A 14,068-nucleotide genomic window follows, 5' to 3' on the forward strand; every position below is an offset into this window, starting at 1 on the left:
ATGCGTGTCGCCCTGTTCCTGACCTGTGTCAACGACACGCTCTATCCGGACACCGGCCGCGCCGTGGTGAAACTGCTGACCAGGCTGGGTGTCGAGGTCGACTTCCCGATGGCCCAGACCTGCTGCGGGCAGGCGCACTACAACACGGGGTACCGACACGAGGCAGAGCCACTGGCCCGGTATTTCTCCGATGTATTCGGTGAGTACGAGGCGATCGTGACGCCTTCCGGCTCCTGCGGCGCGATGGTGCGGGAGCTGTATCCGCGGATGGGCGAGCGGGCGCGCGCCGAGGGACGCGGGGACACTCTCGCGGCGACGCTCGCGCCGGTGGTACCGAAGACGTACGAGCTGACCGAGTTCCTCGTGGACGTACTCGGTGTGACCGACGTCGGCGCGTACTACCCGCACACCGTGACCTACCACCCCACCTGTCACGGGCTGCGCAGCCTCGGCCTCGGCGACCGGCCGCGCCGACTCCTCCAGTCCGTCAAGGGACTTGAGCTCCGCGAGCTGCCCGGAGCTGACGAGTGCTGCGGCTTCGGCGGCACCTTCGCCGTCAAGAACCCCGATGTCTCCGCGGCGATGGGTGCCGACAAGGTGCGCAACGCCGAGTCGACGGGCGCCGATGTGCTGTGCGCCGCCGACAACTCCTGCCTGATGCACATCGGGGGCACCATGTCCCGCCTCAACACCGGTATGCGGCCCGTCCACATCGCGGAGATCCTCGCGAGCACGGAAGAGGAGCCGAGCACGGTCACCGCAAAGGAGCCGAGCGCATGAGCGGGACCTTCGTCGGCATGCCAGCCTTCCCCAAGGCCGCGCACGAAGCCGTGCACAACGCGACCCTGCGCGGCAATCTGCGCCACGCCACCCACACGATCCGCACCAAGCGCGCCAAGGCGGTCGCGGAGCTGGAGGACTGGGCGGCGCTGCGCGAGGCGGGCAAACAGATCAAGGACCACACCCTCCGCCATCTCGACCAGTACCTGGTGCAGTTGGAGGAGTCGGTCACGGCCGCCGGCGGCACCGTGCACTGGGCGGCCGACGCCGACGAGGCCAACCGGATCGTCACCGAGCTCGTGAAGGCGACCGGCGAGACCGAGGTCGTCAAGGTCAAGTCGATGGCCACGCAGGAGATCGCCCTCAACGAGGCACTCGAAGCCGAGGGCATCCACGCCTACGAGACCGATCTCGCCGAACTCATCGTGCAGTTGGGCAAGGACCGCCCCTCGCACATCCTGGTCCCCGCCATCCACCGCAACCGCGGCGAGATCCGGGACATCTTCGTCCGCGAGATGAGCGAGTGGGGCCGCCCGGCGCCCGAGGGCCTGACCGACACACCCGCCGAACTCGCCGAGGCCGCCCGCCTCCACCTCCGCGAGAAGTTCCTGCGCGCCAAGGTCGGCGTTTCCGGCGCCAACTTCATGATCGCCGAGACGGGCACGCTGGTCGTGGTCGAGTCGGAGGGCAACGGCCGGATGTGCCTCACCCTCCCCGAGACGCTGATCTCGGTCGTCGGCATCGAGAAGATCCTCCCCACCTGGCAGGACCTGGAGGTCTTCCTCCAGACCCTCCCCCGCTCCTCGACGGCCGAGCGCATGAACCCGTACACGAGCACCTGGACCGGCACCACCGACGAGGACGGCCCCCAGACCTTCCACCTGGTCCTCCTCGACAACGGCCGCACTGACACACTGGCCGACGAGGTCGGCCGCCAGGCCCTGCGCTGCATCCGCTGCTCGGCGTGTCTCAACGTCTGCCCGGTGTACGAGCGTGCGGGCGGCCACGCCTACGGCTCGGTCTACCCCGGCCCGATCGGCGCCATCCTCAGCCCCCAACTCCGGGGCACCGCAAGCGAGATCGACGCCTCGCTCCCGTACGCCTCCTCGCTGTGCGGCGCCTGCTACGAGGTGTGTCCGGTCGCCATCGACATCCCGGAAGTGCTCGTCCATCTGCGCGAGCGGATCGTCGAGGGCGGTCAGACCACCAGTCAGGGCAACAAGGTCGTCCTCAAGCCCGCCAAGGGGCACGCGGCCGAGCGGGCGGCGATGCGCGCGGCACGCTGGGCGTTCAGCCACCCAGGCGCGCTGCGCACCGGCCAGCGGCTCGCCTCCCGGACGCGCCGCTTCCATCCACGGACGCTGCCGGGCCCCGGCAGGGCGTGGAGCGAGAGCCGCGATCTGCCGGCGGTGCCCGCAGAGCCGTTCCGGGACTGGTGGCAGCGTACGAACGGTGGAAAGGACACGGCGAAGTGAGCAGCAGAGATCTGATCCTGGGCCGGGTGCGGCGCGCGATCGCGGACGTACCACAGGACGACACGCCGTACGAGCAGGCGGTTGCCCGGGACTATCTGCGTGAGCACGGTGCCCGGAGTGTCGCGGAGACGGTGGATCTGCTGGCGGAGAACCTGGCGGATTACCGGGCTCTCGTGCACCGGACGGACACGGAGGAGCTGCCGGATCTGATCATGAGGCTGCTCGCGCAGCGGGGCCCGCAGTACGTACTCGTGCCGCCGTGGTTGCCGCCCGAGTGGATGTCGGCCGCCGATCCCACCCGAGTACACGACCGTGGAGTGAGCACCCCTCAGGAGCTGGACAAGGTGGAGAGCGTCGTCACCGGTTGCGCGCTCGCCATCGCCGAGACCGGCACCATCGTCCTTGACGGCTCCCCCGACCAGGGCCGCCGCCGCATCACCCTGGTCCCCGACCACCACATCTGCGTCGTACGGGTCCCGGACCAGGTCGTCTCCTCGGTCCCCCAGGCCCTGGAACGCCTCGACCCGGCACGCCCGCTGACCTGGATCTCCGGCCCGTCCGCGACCAGCGACATCGAACTCGACCGGGTCGAGGGGGTGCACGGGCCGCGCACCCTCGAGGTGGTGCTGGTGAGCGGAGAGTGACCGGCGCGGTTAGCGTGAGGGAATGATCCGGTTCGAACAGGTCACCAAGCGGTATCCGGACGGTACGACCGCCGTGGACGGCCTCTCCTTCGAGGTCGCCGAGGGTGAACTCGTCACGCTCGTCGGCCCGTCCGGCTGCGGCAAGACGACGACCATGATGATGGTCAACCGCCTCATCGAGCCGACGTCCGGACAGATCTTCGTGAACGACGAGGACATCGCCAAGGTCGACCCCGTGCGGCTGCGGCGCCGGATCGGATACGTCATCCAGCAGGTCGGCCTCTTCCCGCACCGGACGATCCTCGACAACACGGCGACTGTGCCGTCGCTCGTCGGCTGGAAGAAGGCGAAGGCGCGGGCGCGCGCCGCCGAGCTGCTCGATCTGGTGGGTCTGGACCCGAAGACGTACGGAGCGCGCTATCCGGACCAGCTGTCGGGCGGTCAGCGCCAGCGGGTCGGCGTGGCGCGGGCGCTGGCCGCCGATCCGCCGGTGCTGCTCATGGACGAGCCGTTCGGAGCGGTCGACCCGGTGGTGCGGGAGCAGTTGCAGGACGAGTTCCTGCGGATGCAGCAGGCCGTGCGCAAGACGGTGCTGCTGGTCACGCACGACATCGAGGAGGCGGTGCGGCTCGGCGACCGGATCGCGGTCTACGGGCAGGGGCGCATCGAGCAGTTCGACACGCCCGGGGCGGTCCTCGGCACGCCCGCCACGCCGTACGTCGCCGAGTTCGTGGGCGCCGACCGCGGGCTGAAGCGGCTTTCGGTGACGGAGATCGAGCCGAGCGACCTCGAACAGCCGCCGATCGCCCGGCTGGACGAGCCCGCCGAGCAGGCGGCGGCCCGGATGCGGACGGAGGGCGCGCGCTGGGCTGTGGTCCTCGACTCCGAGGGTGATCTGCACGGCTGGGTCGGCGTCGACGAACTCGGGGCGGGCGGCTCCGTCCGCGACCTCGCCCACCGGATGAACTCCTGGGTGGCCGTGGGCGCCCCGCTGAAGCAGGCCTTCGGCGTGATGCTCCAGCACGACGCGGGCTGGGTCGCCGTACTGGACGGGGCGCGCTTCCTCGGCGTACTGACCCCGGCGAAGCTGCACGAGGCACTGCGCCGGTCGGTGGACGCGGACGCGCTGGGCGTGCCGCGCGGGCAGGTGGAGTTCGACTCGGTGGCCGATGCCTAGGGCCTGTCCGCCGGACAGGCCCTAGCCGCGTGACTGTCGTGTCGAAACCTCACGTCCGACCAGTCCGTAGGCCCACCGTTCGTTGAAGCCCGCCAGGAAACCCACGGCGCCCCAGAATCCCCAGAAAACGGTGCCGCTCTCCGTGGAATCCGAAGAACAGACGTCAGCGACAGCAGCGGGAATCTCGATCGCGGCGACAAGACCGGAGCTGAGCAGCAAGTAGACGGCGATCGCAAGCAGCCAGCCGAGGAAGATCCGGTGGACACCACCGCGCCGCATGCTCCGGGACCGCTGGCCGGGCACGACAACCGCTCTCCCCCCGTTGGCCGGTCGCCGCGTCAGCCCGTCGCCGCTGTTCCGCAGCCGGGTCAGAACGCTGAGCACCGCCCCGAACGCTCCGGCGCCCCCGCACACGAAAGCACCGAGCAGGCTCCACCGGTCGGTGCAGTTCAACGAGACATCGCAGAGACCGAGCAGCTTCTCCCCTGCCACCAACGGCACGAACAGCAGGAACACACCGGCGATGAATCCGATGTTCAGACCGCGGTTGACGGCCAGCTCACCGTCCTGGTCGATGCGGACCCGGATGCGGAGGATCTCCCGCTCCAGATAGGCGGCCAGGTACTTGTCGGGCTGCGGATCGCCCAGCCGCTGATCGCGCAGGACGTTGCTCAGCACGTGGTGAAGCGTGGTCTTCAGCGACTCCCTGGTCTTCTCCTCGAAAGCTCGCTGCGAGTCGCCGTAGAGCGACTGCAGTTCCAATTGCTGCTCCGGATACGCGACACCGAACTGCCTGTACGCGTCGTGGAATTCGGACCCCACCAAGTCCATCAGCCCTTGGGGCTTGAGATCGGTGGTCGCCCCTTCGACCGTCTCACACACTTTCTGCCACCGAGACCGGTGGACTTCCCCGTTGTCCCCCATGAAATACGTGTACCGGCGCCCGCCCCGGGCGGATACCCACCCCACCGCTCCAGTCCGGTAACCGACGTCACGGTCCTGTCACTTCAGCAGGCCCTTCTCCTTCAGATAGGTCCGCGCCACGTCCTCCGGCAGCCGCCGCCAGCTGTCCACCTGTTCGTTCATGGACGCCAAGTCGGCAGTCGTGAGTACGTCGTTGAGTTCGCCGAGCGCCTTGGTGACGCCTTCGCTGCCCGCACGGGAGCGGTTGACGACGGGCACGATGTAGTCGGCGTTCTGCAGGTGTTTGTCGTCGGCGAGCAGGACGAGCCCGAAGTCGCCCAGGGTCGCGTCCGTCGTGGTGGTCAGCACCATCTGGTCCTGGCCGTTCTGTACGGCGAGCTTGGCCTGTGTGGTGCCGACGCCCTTCGGGTCGACTGCGGTGATGTCGATGCCGTAGGTCTTCTTCAACCCCGGTTCGCAGTACGGCCGTTGCACGCACTCGTCGCCCGCCGCGAGCCGCACCTCCAGTCCCGACTTCCCGAGGTCGCTGAGCGTCTTGAGGTGATTCTGCGCGGCGTACGCCTCGGTCACCGCGAAGGCGTTCTGGTCGACGGCCCTGCCCGCGTCGAGGACGGTGAGACCGCGTGGCGTGGCCAGCTTGCGCAGGGCGGCCATCGTGGCGTCGAGGTCGGGCGAGCCGACGGGCGGTGCGTCGGCGCCGTTGGTCTTGGCGTTCAGCCAGTCGGCGAAGGTGGCCGCGTATTCGGCTACGACGTCGATCTGGCCCGATTCCAGGGCGGGTTCGTACAGTTCGCGGTTGGCGACGGTGAGCATCGACGTCTGGTAGCCGGCCTGGTTCAGGAGCAGCGCGTACATCTGGGCGAGCAGGTCGCTCTCGGTGAATCCGGCCGAGCCGATGGTCAGGTGTTTGCTGTCGCCGGGCGGGGCGGTGACCGCGCCCTGGTTTTCCAGGGACGGGCCGGTGGTGCAGCCGCTCAGCAGGACCAGCGTCGCCAGTGCGACGCGGCGGCGGCGAGGAGCGTGTGGTTGCCTCGGCGATCGCGTACGTCTCATCGCGAACCCCTCGCCCAGCTCGGCGCCAGCCGCTCCGCGACCTCGAAGATCCCCTCGACGATCAGCGCGAACACGGCAACCAGGACGGCACCGGCGACGACCTGGGGCGTGCTCGCCAGATTGAAGCCGGCGGTGATGATCCGGCCGAGCCCGCCGCCGCCCGCGAGCGCGGCGATGGTGGCGGTGGCGACGAGCTGCACCGCGGCGATCCGGACCCCGTTCATCACCATGGGGAGTGCAAGGGGCAGTTCCACGCGGAACAGCATCTGCCGCCCGGTCATCCCCATACCGCGCGCGGCCCGCACCACGCTGCGGTCGACCTCGCGCATCCCCACGTACGCGTTGGTGAGCAGCGGCGGTACGGCGAACAGGACGAGGGCGACGACGGTGGGGCCCTCGCCCCAGTTCCCGATCGGCGTGAGGAGGAGGAGCACCAGCACGGCGAAGGTGGGGACGGCGCGGCCGACGTTGGAGATGTTGACGGCGAGTGCGCCGCCCTTGCCGAGATGGCCGAGGACGAGGGCGATGGGCAGCGCGATCAGGCAGCTGATGACCAGGCAGACGACGGTCAGGACGAGATGCTGGGCGAGCCGGTGCCAGATGCCGTCGGAGCCGGACCAGTTCGCGGAGTCGGTGAGCCAGTCCCAGGCGTCGGTCAGCGTGTTCATCCGCGGGCCGCCCTTGTCCAGGGGGTGATGAGCCACTGCACGCCGAGGAGCAGCAGATCGGCGGCGACCGCGATAATGACGCACAGCACGGACGCGGTGAGGACCTGGGCCTTGAAGTAGGTGTTCATGCCCGCGTAGATGAGGTTGCCGAGTCCTCCGAAGCCGACGATCGCGCCGACCGTCACCAGCGACACGGCCGAGACCATGGCGATCCGGAGGCCGGCCATGGCGGCGGGCAGGGCCAGCGGGAGTTCCACGGTGAGCAGGAGGCGGATGGGCCCGTAGCCCATGCCGCGCGCGGCCTGCCGGGTCTCTTCCGGGACCGCGCGCAGTCCGGCGAGGATGTTGCGGACGAGCAGGGTCAGCGAGTAGAGGACGAGGCCCGCGACGACCAGGGCCGCCGAGAGCCCGTACAGCGGCAGGAGCAGCGAGAACATCGCCAGCGACGGAATCGTGTAGAGGATCGTCGTCACGGCGAGGACCGGCCCCGCGGCCCAGCCCCAGCGGCGTACGAGGACGGCCAGCGGGACCGCGACCACGACGGCGATGAGTACCGCGATGGAGGTCAGCTGGAGGTGCTGGACCACCGCGTCGAGGAGGATCCGGCTGCGGGTGCTCAGATACTCCCCGCAGATCCACTCGTTGCGCGCGAGGCAGTCGTCCGGGGGCGCGGTCACCTGTCCATTGCACCTGTCCCGTAGGAGGGTCGGCGCGTTCTGGTGGCCCGTACGGGGTGTCGCTGAGTACACCCCCGGATACGGGTTCTGCGCCCAATGTGGCCGGGCTCGGCCCTCCGTAGCGTCGTTGGCGAGGCACAGGGCGTGCCGGACGGAGAGTGATGACGATGTTTCGCCGCACCGCGCGACGTACGAACGACTCGGGACCCGCCTCGGAGGCTCTGCGACTGGTCAAGGTCACCAAGACCTATGGAGCCGAGGAGAATGCGGTGACCGCTTTGGACGGGGTGACGCTCGCGCTGGCGCGTGGCACCTTCACCGCGGTCATGGGGCCCTCGGGGTCCGGCAAGTCCACGCTGCTGCAGTGCGCGGCCGGGCTCGACCGGCCCGACTCCGGCATCGTGATGGTCGACGGCGCCGAGATGACCGGTGGCAGTGAGGCCGAGCTGACGAGGTTCCGGCGGCGTCGGATCGGTTTCGTCTTCCAGCAGTACAACCTGCTGCCGACGCTGACCGTCGCTCAGAACACGGTGCTGCCGCTGAAGCTCGCCGGGCGACGCGTCGACCGTGTCCGGGCGCAGGAGACCCTGACGGCCGTCGGTCTCGGCGACCGGCTCGGGCATCTGCCCGACCAGCTCTCCGGGGGCCAGCGGCAGCGCGTGGCGATCGCCCGTGCACTGGTCACAGAGCCCCGGGTGATCTTCGCGGACGAGCCGACCGGGGCGCTGGACACCCGTAGCGCGCGGGATGTCCTGCGGCTGCTTCAGGAGGCGGTACGGGTGCATGGCAGGACCGTCGTCATGGTGACGCACGATCCGGTCGCCGCCTCGTACGCCGACTCCGTCGTGTTCCTCGCGGACGGGCGGCTGGCGGGCGGGATGCAGGCGCCGACGGCCGATGCGGTGGCCGAGCGTCTTGCGCACCTGGGTGACGACACCACGGTGGGGGTGTGAGCCATGTTCGCTCTGGCCTTGCGTTCCATCCGACAGCGCCCCGGGCGCTTCACGTCGACGCTGCTGTCCGCCTTCCTGGGCGCGGCGATCATCATGACCTTCAACGCGATGCACGACACGGCCGGGCAGCCGGGCGTCGACTCCGTGAGCGCGGAGTCGCTTACCACCTCGGCGAGCGTCGTCGGCGGTTACGGTTCCCTCCTTGTGTTCTTCGCGGTCGCCTCGACGCTGACGGTCAATGTCCGTCAACGCGCCGATGAGATCGAGCTGTTGCGGTGCTCGGGGGCGACTCCGGCGCAGATCAAGCGGATGGTCGTCGGCGAGTCGGTGGTGGTCGCCCTGGTGGGCGCGGTGCTGGCGATCGGTCCGGCGATGCTCGGCGGCATGGCCCTGCTTGACGTGTTCCAGGACAGCGGTCAGGTCGCCCGGTCCGTGGACTACTCGTTCGGTTCCGTCGCCCTCATGTCGGGCCTGTGGATCACGGTGCTCGCGGCGGCGGGCGCGGCATTCCTCGCAGTGCGGCGGGCGACGCACCGGCGTCAACCGCGGGGCGGCGTACGGAAGTTCTTCGCGTACGCGGCACTGGCCGTCGGTGGCGTCGCGGTCTGCTCGACCTTCGGGTTCTCCGCGACGGACGCCGCGCTGATGGCGCCTGCCGCGTACGGGGCGATCCTGCTGTCCGTGGGGTTCGCGCTGCTCTCGCCGCGGCTGCTGAAGGGCCTGCTCGACCGGCTGGCGCTGACGAGCCCCAGCGGCTACCTCGCCGTACGGAACCTGCGCCGCCGGGCCGTCGAACTGTCCGGCGTCCTGATGCCGCTGATCCTCTTCACCGGCATGGCGACGGCGACGCTCTACATGCAGGCGGTCGAGAGCGACGCGATCGAGGCCTCGGGCGTCCCGAAGTCCATCGACGCGAAGAACCTCGAAACCCTCAACCTCGTGGTCGTCGGCATCATCGTGGTCTTCTCCTGCATCATGCTGGTCAACTCCCTGTACGTGGCGACGACTTACCGCAGCCGGGAGTTCGGCCAGCAGCGGCTGGCCGGTGCGACGCCGGGCCAGGTGCTCGCAATGATCGGCGTCGAGGGCCTTGTCGTGACGGTCACCGGTGTCCTCCTCGGCACCGTGGCCGCACTCGCCGGACTCATCCCCTTCACCATCGTCCGCACGGACGCGACCTGGCCGGACCAGGGCCTCGGCATCTGGTTCACCATCGTCGCGGTCGCGGCGACGGTCACGCTGGGGACCAGCCTGTTCACGGCCCGGCGGACCTTGCGTACGCCTGCGGTGGCGGCGGTGACGATGGCCGCGTGACCACGGAGTACGGGGGCGGCCGGGCCTATTCGCCCGGCCGCCCTCATGTGCTGGGCCTCATCGGTGCAAACCTGCTCACACAGCTTGGCGATCCGGGCATGGCTGAGAGCTATGGTGGGCAGAGACGTCCCAGACCCTGGCGGCATGTTGTTGCTGAGCACAGATTGCTGCAGGGTACGGACTCTTCGTCCGGTGACCCGGCGCATTGCCCTGGAGGGAACCGGGCCGGTCTCGTGTCCGGCACAGAGACTGCCGGACCGGCCACCGCTCCGCCTCCGCCGAACGTACGCCCGACCGTACCGAGCGCGTGCCAAGAGGGGCCGGGAGCCCGGCTCAACCACTGGCTTCGCTGCCCGGACGGTCTCCTGAACCGAGGCGTCATGCCCCTGCCCCAGTTGAATGTCTACCGGCACGACAGCAAGAAACGGGCACTGATCACCCTCACCGGTGAGATCGACCTGCAGTCGGCGCCTCTGGTACGCGAGGCGTTGGAGCGGTGCCTGCGTGACGGCGTCCGCACCATCGACGTCGACCTCACCCCTGTCACCTTCTGCGACTGCAGCGGTCTGAACACCTTCATCAAGGCCTCGCAACGGACCGCCGAGGTCGGCGGGTCCCTCCAACTCCACTACCCGCCCTACACACTGGCACTACTTGTGGAGCTCACCGGCACGGGCTTCCTGCTCGCGGGCCTTCCGCCCGTCCAAGGAGAGTCACCTCTCACTCCCGCCCCCACCGCGACCGACCCGGCCCCGGGGCTCTTGGCCTGCTCCGAGGCACACCGGAGCGAGCTGGTGCGGCCCGGCTGATGCCCGGCAACCGTTCGGCCCGTATCCAACTGCTGGTCGCCGAGCAGGCGGCCCTGCGCGGTACCCGGGTCGGTGTGGTGGACGTGTGCACCGCCGCAGTGGTCGCGCTGCCGGTCGGCGGGGCCGGGCTGTCGGCGATGTCCAGGGAAGCGGCGAGCCATCCGTTGTGCAGCACCGACGACATCAGCGAGCAACTGGAGGAGCTGCAGCTCACGCTGGGCGAGGGGCCCTGCGTGGACGCCTTCACCCACGGCTCGGCCGTCCTGACGTCCGATCTGCGGACGGGTGAACTGCAGGACCGCTGGCCCGTGTTCGTCGATGCGGCCCTGGCCGCCGGAGCACTGGCCGTCTTCGCGCTGCCTCTTCAGGTGGGGGCGATCAGCCCCGGAGTGCTGGACCTGTACGCCCACGTTCCGGTGCGGTTGAGCCCGGAGGAGCTGGCCGACGCGCTGGCGTTCGCCGATCTCGCGACTCTGGTGCTGCTCGACTCCCGGATCGACGAGACGGGCGGGCCGCGCGGTGGGGGCAGGGAGGACCTGGGCGCGTACCGGGCGGAGATCGACCAGGCCACCGGGATGCTCACCGTCCAGCTCGGCGTCGGCATCGAAGAAGCCTTCGTCCGCCTCCGCGCGCACGCCTACGCCCACGAACGCCGGCTTGCCGACGTGGCCGCCGACCTGGTGGCCCGTCGCCTCCACTTCTCCCCCGGCGCGGACCCGGTTCAGGACGACGACGACACCTACAACGGCACTTGACGCCCTCACCCGCTCAGCCGGACCGAATGCGCACTTCCCGCCCCGTCCCGGCAGGAATAGTCTCACCAGAGGGTGCCCACGATGAATCAGCAGCTTCTAGCCAAAACCTTCGTCGAACTGGCTGACAACCTGGTCGCCGACTTCGACCTGATCGACTTCCTGCGCCTGCTGACCGACCGCTGCGTAGGACTGCTCGGCGCGAGCGCCGCAGGGGTACTGCTCGCCGACCGGGACGGCGAACTGCGCGTGGTGGCCGCCTCCGACGAACAAGTACGCCTGCTCGAGCTCTTCCAGCTCCAGAACGACGAAGGTCCCTGTCTCGACTGCTTCCGCACGGGTGCGCCCGTGGCAGTCGCCGACCTGGGCGCCGCCACCATTCGCTGGCCGCACTTCGCCGTACAGGCCCGACGCGGCGGGTTCGGGGCGGTGCAGGCCCTGCCGATGCGCCTGCGGGACGAGGTCGTGGGCGCCCTGAACCTCTTCCGCGCCACCCCCGGCCCCTTCGACCCGGCCGCCACGCCCCTCGCCCAGGCCCTGGCCGACGTCGCCACCATCAGCCTGCTGCAACAGCGCTCCGCGCACCGCAGCACCGTCCTCAACGAGCAACTCCAGACGGCGTTGAACAGCCGAGTGCTGATCGAACAGGCCAAGGGAAAGCTGGCCGAACGCCAGAACATCGACATGGAGCGGGCCTTCTCCGCGCTGCGCGGCTACGCCCGCGCCCACAACCGCCGTCTGTCCGACGTGGCCCGCGCCTTCATCGACGACTCCGAACCCCTCCCGGGCCTCGTTCCCTGACCGTCGTCGGCGGCGCTCGTCGGCCCAACTGGCCCCGAAACCGGGCCGATCCGGGGCTATGCTGAACGCACGTCCCGGACCCAGGCGCAGCACGACCCATCGGCCACGATGGCTGTCCCGCACGTCTCCCGGTCCCCTGAACCGAGGCGCCCCATGCGCACTCCCCCGCAACCGTACGAACCCGAAGGCGCTGAACCGTCCGCCATGGACACCGTGCGTCTGCGCCGGCTGAACCGCTGGCAGGCCGAGGGCCTACGGGAGTACCTGGCGGATCTGTACGTGGAGTCCTCCGCCCCCGCGCCGGGTGAGGAGTTCGCCGGCCGGCAGAAGTTCCTGGAGCGCCTGGCGGACGACGTACAACTGCCGGGGTTCGACATGCTGGTCGCCGAGGCGGCGGCCCTGACCGGCTGTGTCTTCGGATTCCCCGTATCGCGCGACGGCTCGTGGTGGCAGGGGTTCGACGGACCGCTGCCGCAGAACCTGGAGCAACTGACGGCGTCCGGGCATGTCTTCGCGATCCTCGAAACTCTCGTCCATCCGCACCGGCACGCTCTCGGACTCGCCCGACGGATGCAGGAGCGGCTGCTCTCCGATCACCAGGCTTCGCTCGGGGTCACTTTGGTGGATCGGTCCGACCGTTCGGTCTCTGCCGCCTTGAAGGACTGGGGCTGGCAGGACGTGGGACAGATCCGTCGGCGGCCCGACCCAACAGCCCTACGGTTACTGGTACTTCCCCTCGGAGAGCGCACGGCCGAGCATCCGGACGGCCTCGCCCACAACGACCGGACCCAACGGCCCGAATAGCCGCCCGCCGCAGAAGAGCCCGGTGGGTCGATGTTTGGGGCGGACCGGCAGGGCTACTCCAGAGGGGCGTCCGGCGGTCGGCCCGAACGAAGGCACCGGAGAGTTGAGATCACAGCTCCCGGTGCCGCCGGGCATTCAGGTTGTCACCGCCGGTCGACCGCGTGGAGACGCCTCATCGCCCCGCGCAGCTCCCGTCGTATCTGCTCCGGGAGTGTCACGCCGTTCGGCGAGGCGACCAGAGCCGCGGCCACGTCCCGGAGTTTGACGTTGCAGTGCTGCGACACGTCCACCAGCAGATCCCAGGCCCTCTCACTGGAACACGGTGCCAGGGCCATCACCATGCCGCGCGCCTGGTCGATCACCGCACGGCTCGCCAGCGCCTGCACCAACTGATCGTTCTCCACCCGTAGTTCGAGTATCTCCGCGATCAGGAGCGCATCCCCCGGCAAGGGCGCGGCCGTCAGGATCCCCTCGGCCGCGTGGGGCGATTTCGCCTGATGCATGATGCCTACCTCACAGCGCAGTCGCGGTGTCCAGCCTGGGTGGAGCCGCCCTGGAGGAGAGCCGTCAGCGGCCGGCGAGTCCCTGCTCGCCGGCCGCGCCGGGCTGGTAGGCCAAGCCGTGGTACCAGAAGTTCGTGTTCCCGATTTCGTGTCCCCGATTTCGCGTCCTCGACTGGGACGACGACCAGACGATCCCGTATGCCGGTCCGTGTGGCCGGTCCGGGCGTCCGCGCAGCCATGGCCGGTGAGCATCACAGCCGGTCTGCCGTACTCAGGCTCCGCGCCCACGGCTCGGTGGCCGCAGCGACGGACCCTGCGGGCCTCACCCACAGCGTAGCCCTGCCCAAAGGTTGCAGATACCGTGCGACGTAAGCGCGTACTGTCCAAGGCGGATGGCTACTCGACACCTGGACCGGCGGGCGTGCTCTCCGAAGGCTTCCTTCGCCCCATCGGCCCCGGCCGGCACCCAAAACTCCCCCATGTCGACATCACGTTGACACAGGAAGTGGCCGGGCGTTCACTGACGGCACGGCGTAGGGCCATGCCACTCCGGATCATTCGGGCGACGCATTCCGCCTTCCCGCTTCGCCCGGACCCCGCGGAACTCAGGAACTCCGCGATCTGGAGGTCCGGCGACGGTACGGATCACGGCCGCAGCGCAGGTGGTCCACCTTCAGCGACGAGGCCGACCATGAGCGCTGGACGTACGCTCAAGAGGCAAGACGCAGGAAGTG

Annotated in this window: 15 protein-coding genes; 10 read left to right on the top strand and 5 right to left on the bottom strand. The window is 69.5% G+C overall.

The window, feature by feature from the left end:
- From OG246_RS33575 to OG246_RS33590, 4 genes are read left to right on the top strand one after another with little or no spacing between them, the layout of a single operon-like run.
- The gene (locus OG246_RS33575) at positions 1 to 780 is read left to right on the top strand and encodes a (Fe-S)-binding protein (protein ID WP_266472080.1); all 780 of its coding nucleotides are present in this window, start codon (positions 1 to 3) and stop codon (positions 778 to 780) included.
- A complete protein-coding gene (locus OG246_RS33580) occupies positions 777 to 2,255 on the top strand; it encodes a LutB/LldF family L-lactate oxidation iron-sulfur protein (protein ID WP_266472087.1) in 1,479 nt (492 codons plus the stop codon). The genes OG246_RS33575 and OG246_RS33580 overlap by 4 nt, the downstream gene beginning before the upstream one ends.
- Positions 2,252 to 2,899 (top strand): LUD domain-containing protein, encoded by a 648-nt coding sequence (locus OG246_RS33585; protein ID WP_266472090.1) that lies wholly within the window; start codon positions 2,252 to 2,254, stop codon positions 2,897 to 2,899. The genes OG246_RS33580 and OG246_RS33585 overlap by 4 nt, the downstream gene beginning before the upstream one ends.
- A gap of 22 nt (positions 2,900 to 2,921) precedes the next feature.
- Positions 2,922 to 4,076 carry a betaine/proline/choline family ABC transporter ATP-binding protein gene (locus OG246_RS33590; protein WP_266472092.1) on the top strand — a complete coding sequence of 385 codons (1,155 nt, stop codon included), beginning with the start codon at positions 2,922 to 2,924 and terminating at the stop codon, positions 4,074 to 4,076.
- Positions 4,077 to 4,097: 21 nt separating this feature from the next.
- Here the strand turns inward: OG246_RS33590 and OG246_RS33595 are convergent, their stop codons facing one another.
- The 4 genes from OG246_RS33595 to OG246_RS33610 all read right to left on the bottom strand — a co-directional run bounded on the left by OG246_RS33595 (position 4,098) and on the right by OG246_RS33610 (position 7,398).
- Positions 4,098 to 4,958, bottom strand: a complete 861-nt coding sequence (locus OG246_RS33595) for a hypothetical protein (RefSeq protein ID WP_266472095.1) — start codon at positions 4,956 to 4,958, stop codon at positions 4,098 to 4,100.
- A gap of 120 nt (positions 4,959 to 5,078) precedes the next feature.
- A complete protein-coding gene (locus OG246_RS33600) occupies positions 5,079 to 6,053 on the bottom strand; it encodes an ABC transporter substrate-binding protein (RefSeq protein ID WP_266472097.1) in 975 nt (324 codons plus the stop codon).
- Positions 6,050 to 6,721: an ABC transporter permease gene (locus tag OG246_RS33605; RefSeq protein ID WP_266472100.1), complete on the bottom strand. Its 672-nt coding sequence runs from the start codon at positions 6,719 to 6,721 to the stop codon at positions 6,050 to 6,052. The genes OG246_RS33600 and OG246_RS33605 overlap by 4 nt, the downstream gene beginning before the upstream one ends.
- Complete coding sequence (locus OG246_RS33610; protein WP_266472104.1) at positions 6,718 to 7,398, bottom strand: ABC transporter permease; 681 nt, start codon at positions 7,396 to 7,398, stop codon at positions 6,718 to 6,720. Before OG246_RS33610 ends, OG246_RS33605 begins: the two co-directional genes overlap by 4 nt.
- Positions 7,399 to 7,565: 167 nt before the next feature.
- Between OG246_RS33610 and OG246_RS33615 the strand changes: the two genes are divergently transcribed.
- The 6 genes from OG246_RS33615 (at position 7,566) to OG246_RS33640 (ending at position 12,831) form a co-directional block, all read left to right on the top strand.
- A complete protein-coding gene (locus OG246_RS33615; RefSeq protein WP_266474915.1) occupies positions 7,566 to 8,351 on the top strand; it encodes an ABC transporter ATP-binding protein in 786 nt (261 codons plus the stop codon).
- A 3-nt stretch (positions 8,352 to 8,354) separates the two neighbouring features.
- Positions 8,355 to 9,665 carry an ABC transporter permease gene (locus OG246_RS33620; protein ID WP_266472107.1) on the top strand — a complete coding sequence of 437 codons (1,311 nt, stop codon included), beginning with the start codon at positions 8,355 to 8,357 and terminating at the stop codon, positions 9,663 to 9,665.
- 380 nt (positions 9,666 to 10,045) lie between these two features.
- Entirely contained in the window at positions 10,046 to 10,474 is a 429-nt protein-coding gene (locus OG246_RS33625) for an STAS domain-containing protein (protein WP_266472110.1), read from the top strand.
- Positions 10,474 to 11,229 carry an ANTAR domain-containing protein gene (locus OG246_RS33630; protein WP_266472113.1) on the top strand — a complete coding sequence of 252 codons (756 nt, stop codon included), beginning with the start codon at positions 10,474 to 10,476 and terminating at the stop codon, positions 11,227 to 11,229. The genes OG246_RS33625 and OG246_RS33630 overlap by 1 nt, the downstream gene beginning before the upstream one ends.
- Before the next feature lie 81 nt (positions 11,230 to 11,310).
- A complete protein-coding gene (locus OG246_RS33635) occupies positions 11,311 to 12,027 on the top strand; it encodes a GAF and ANTAR domain-containing protein (protein ID WP_266472116.1) in 717 nt (238 codons plus the stop codon).
- A gap of 204 nt (positions 12,028 to 12,231) precedes the next feature.
- Positions 12,232 to 12,831 (top strand): hypothetical protein, encoded by a 600-nt coding sequence (locus OG246_RS33640; protein WP_266472119.1) that lies wholly within the window; start codon positions 12,232 to 12,234, stop codon positions 12,829 to 12,831.
- A 143-nt stretch (positions 12,832 to 12,974) separates the two neighbouring features.
- Here OG246_RS33640 and OG246_RS33645 read toward each other — a convergent pair whose 3' ends face one another.
- On the bottom strand, positions 12,975 to 13,334 hold the full coding sequence (locus tag OG246_RS33645) for an ANTAR domain-containing protein (protein WP_266472120.1): 360 nt from the start codon (positions 13,332 to 13,334) through the stop codon (positions 12,975 to 12,977).
- Between the last annotated feature and the right edge of the window lie 734 nt (positions 13,335 to 14,068).

The organism is Streptomyces sp. NBC_00620 (assembly GCF_026341825.1).
GTDB lineage: Bacteria > Actinomycetota > Actinomycetes > Streptomycetales > Streptomycetaceae > Streptomyces.

What these genes read in the sequence shown, in the direction of transcription:
- OG246_RS33620 (WP_266472107.1), top strand. Translation starts at nt 8,355, where the DNA reads ATGTTCGCTCTGGCCTTGCGTTCCATCCGACAGCGCCCCGGGCGCTTC.
- OG246_RS33590 (WP_266472092.1), top strand. Translation starts at nt 2,922, where the DNA reads ATGATCCGGTTCGAACAGGTCACCAAGCGGTATCCGGACGGTACGACC.
- OG246_RS33635 (WP_266472116.1), top strand. Translation starts at nt 11,311, where the DNA reads ATGAATCAGCAGCTTCTAGCCAAAACCTTCGTCGAACTGGCTGACAAC.
- OG246_RS33605 (WP_266472100.1), bottom strand. Translation starts at nt 6,721, where the DNA reads ATGAACACGCTGACCGACGCCTGGGACTGGCTCACCGACTCCGCGAAC.
- OG246_RS33575 (WP_266472080.1), top strand. Translation starts at nt 1, where the DNA reads ATGCGTGTCGCCCTGTTCCTGACCTGTGTCAACGACACGCTCTATCCG.
- OG246_RS33640 (WP_266472119.1), top strand. Translation starts at nt 12,232, where the DNA reads ATGGACACCGTGCGTCTGCGCCGGCTGAACCGCTGGCAGGCCGAGGGC.
- OG246_RS33625 (WP_266472110.1), top strand. Translation starts at nt 10,046, where the DNA reads ATGCCCCTGCCCCAGTTGAATGTCTACCGGCACGACAGCAAGAAACGG.
- OG246_RS33615 (WP_266474915.1), top strand. Translation starts at nt 7,566, where the DNA reads ATGTTTCGCCGCACCGCGCGACGTACGAACGACTCGGGACCCGCCTCG.
- OG246_RS33580 (WP_266472087.1), top strand. Translation starts at nt 777, where the DNA reads ATGAGCGGGACCTTCGTCGGCATGCCAGCCTTCCCCAAGGCCGCGCAC.
- OG246_RS33645 (WP_266472120.1), bottom strand. Translation starts at nt 13,334, where the DNA reads ATGCATCAGGCGAAATCGCCCCACGCGGCCGAGGGGATCCTGACGGCC.
- OG246_RS33630 (WP_266472113.1), top strand. Translation starts at nt 10,474, where the DNA reads ATGCCCGGCAACCGTTCGGCCCGTATCCAACTGCTGGTCGCCGAGCAG.
- OG246_RS33600 (WP_266472097.1), bottom strand. Translation starts at nt 6,053, where the DNA reads ATGAGACGTACGCGATCGCCGAGGCAACCACACGCTCCTCGCCGCCGC.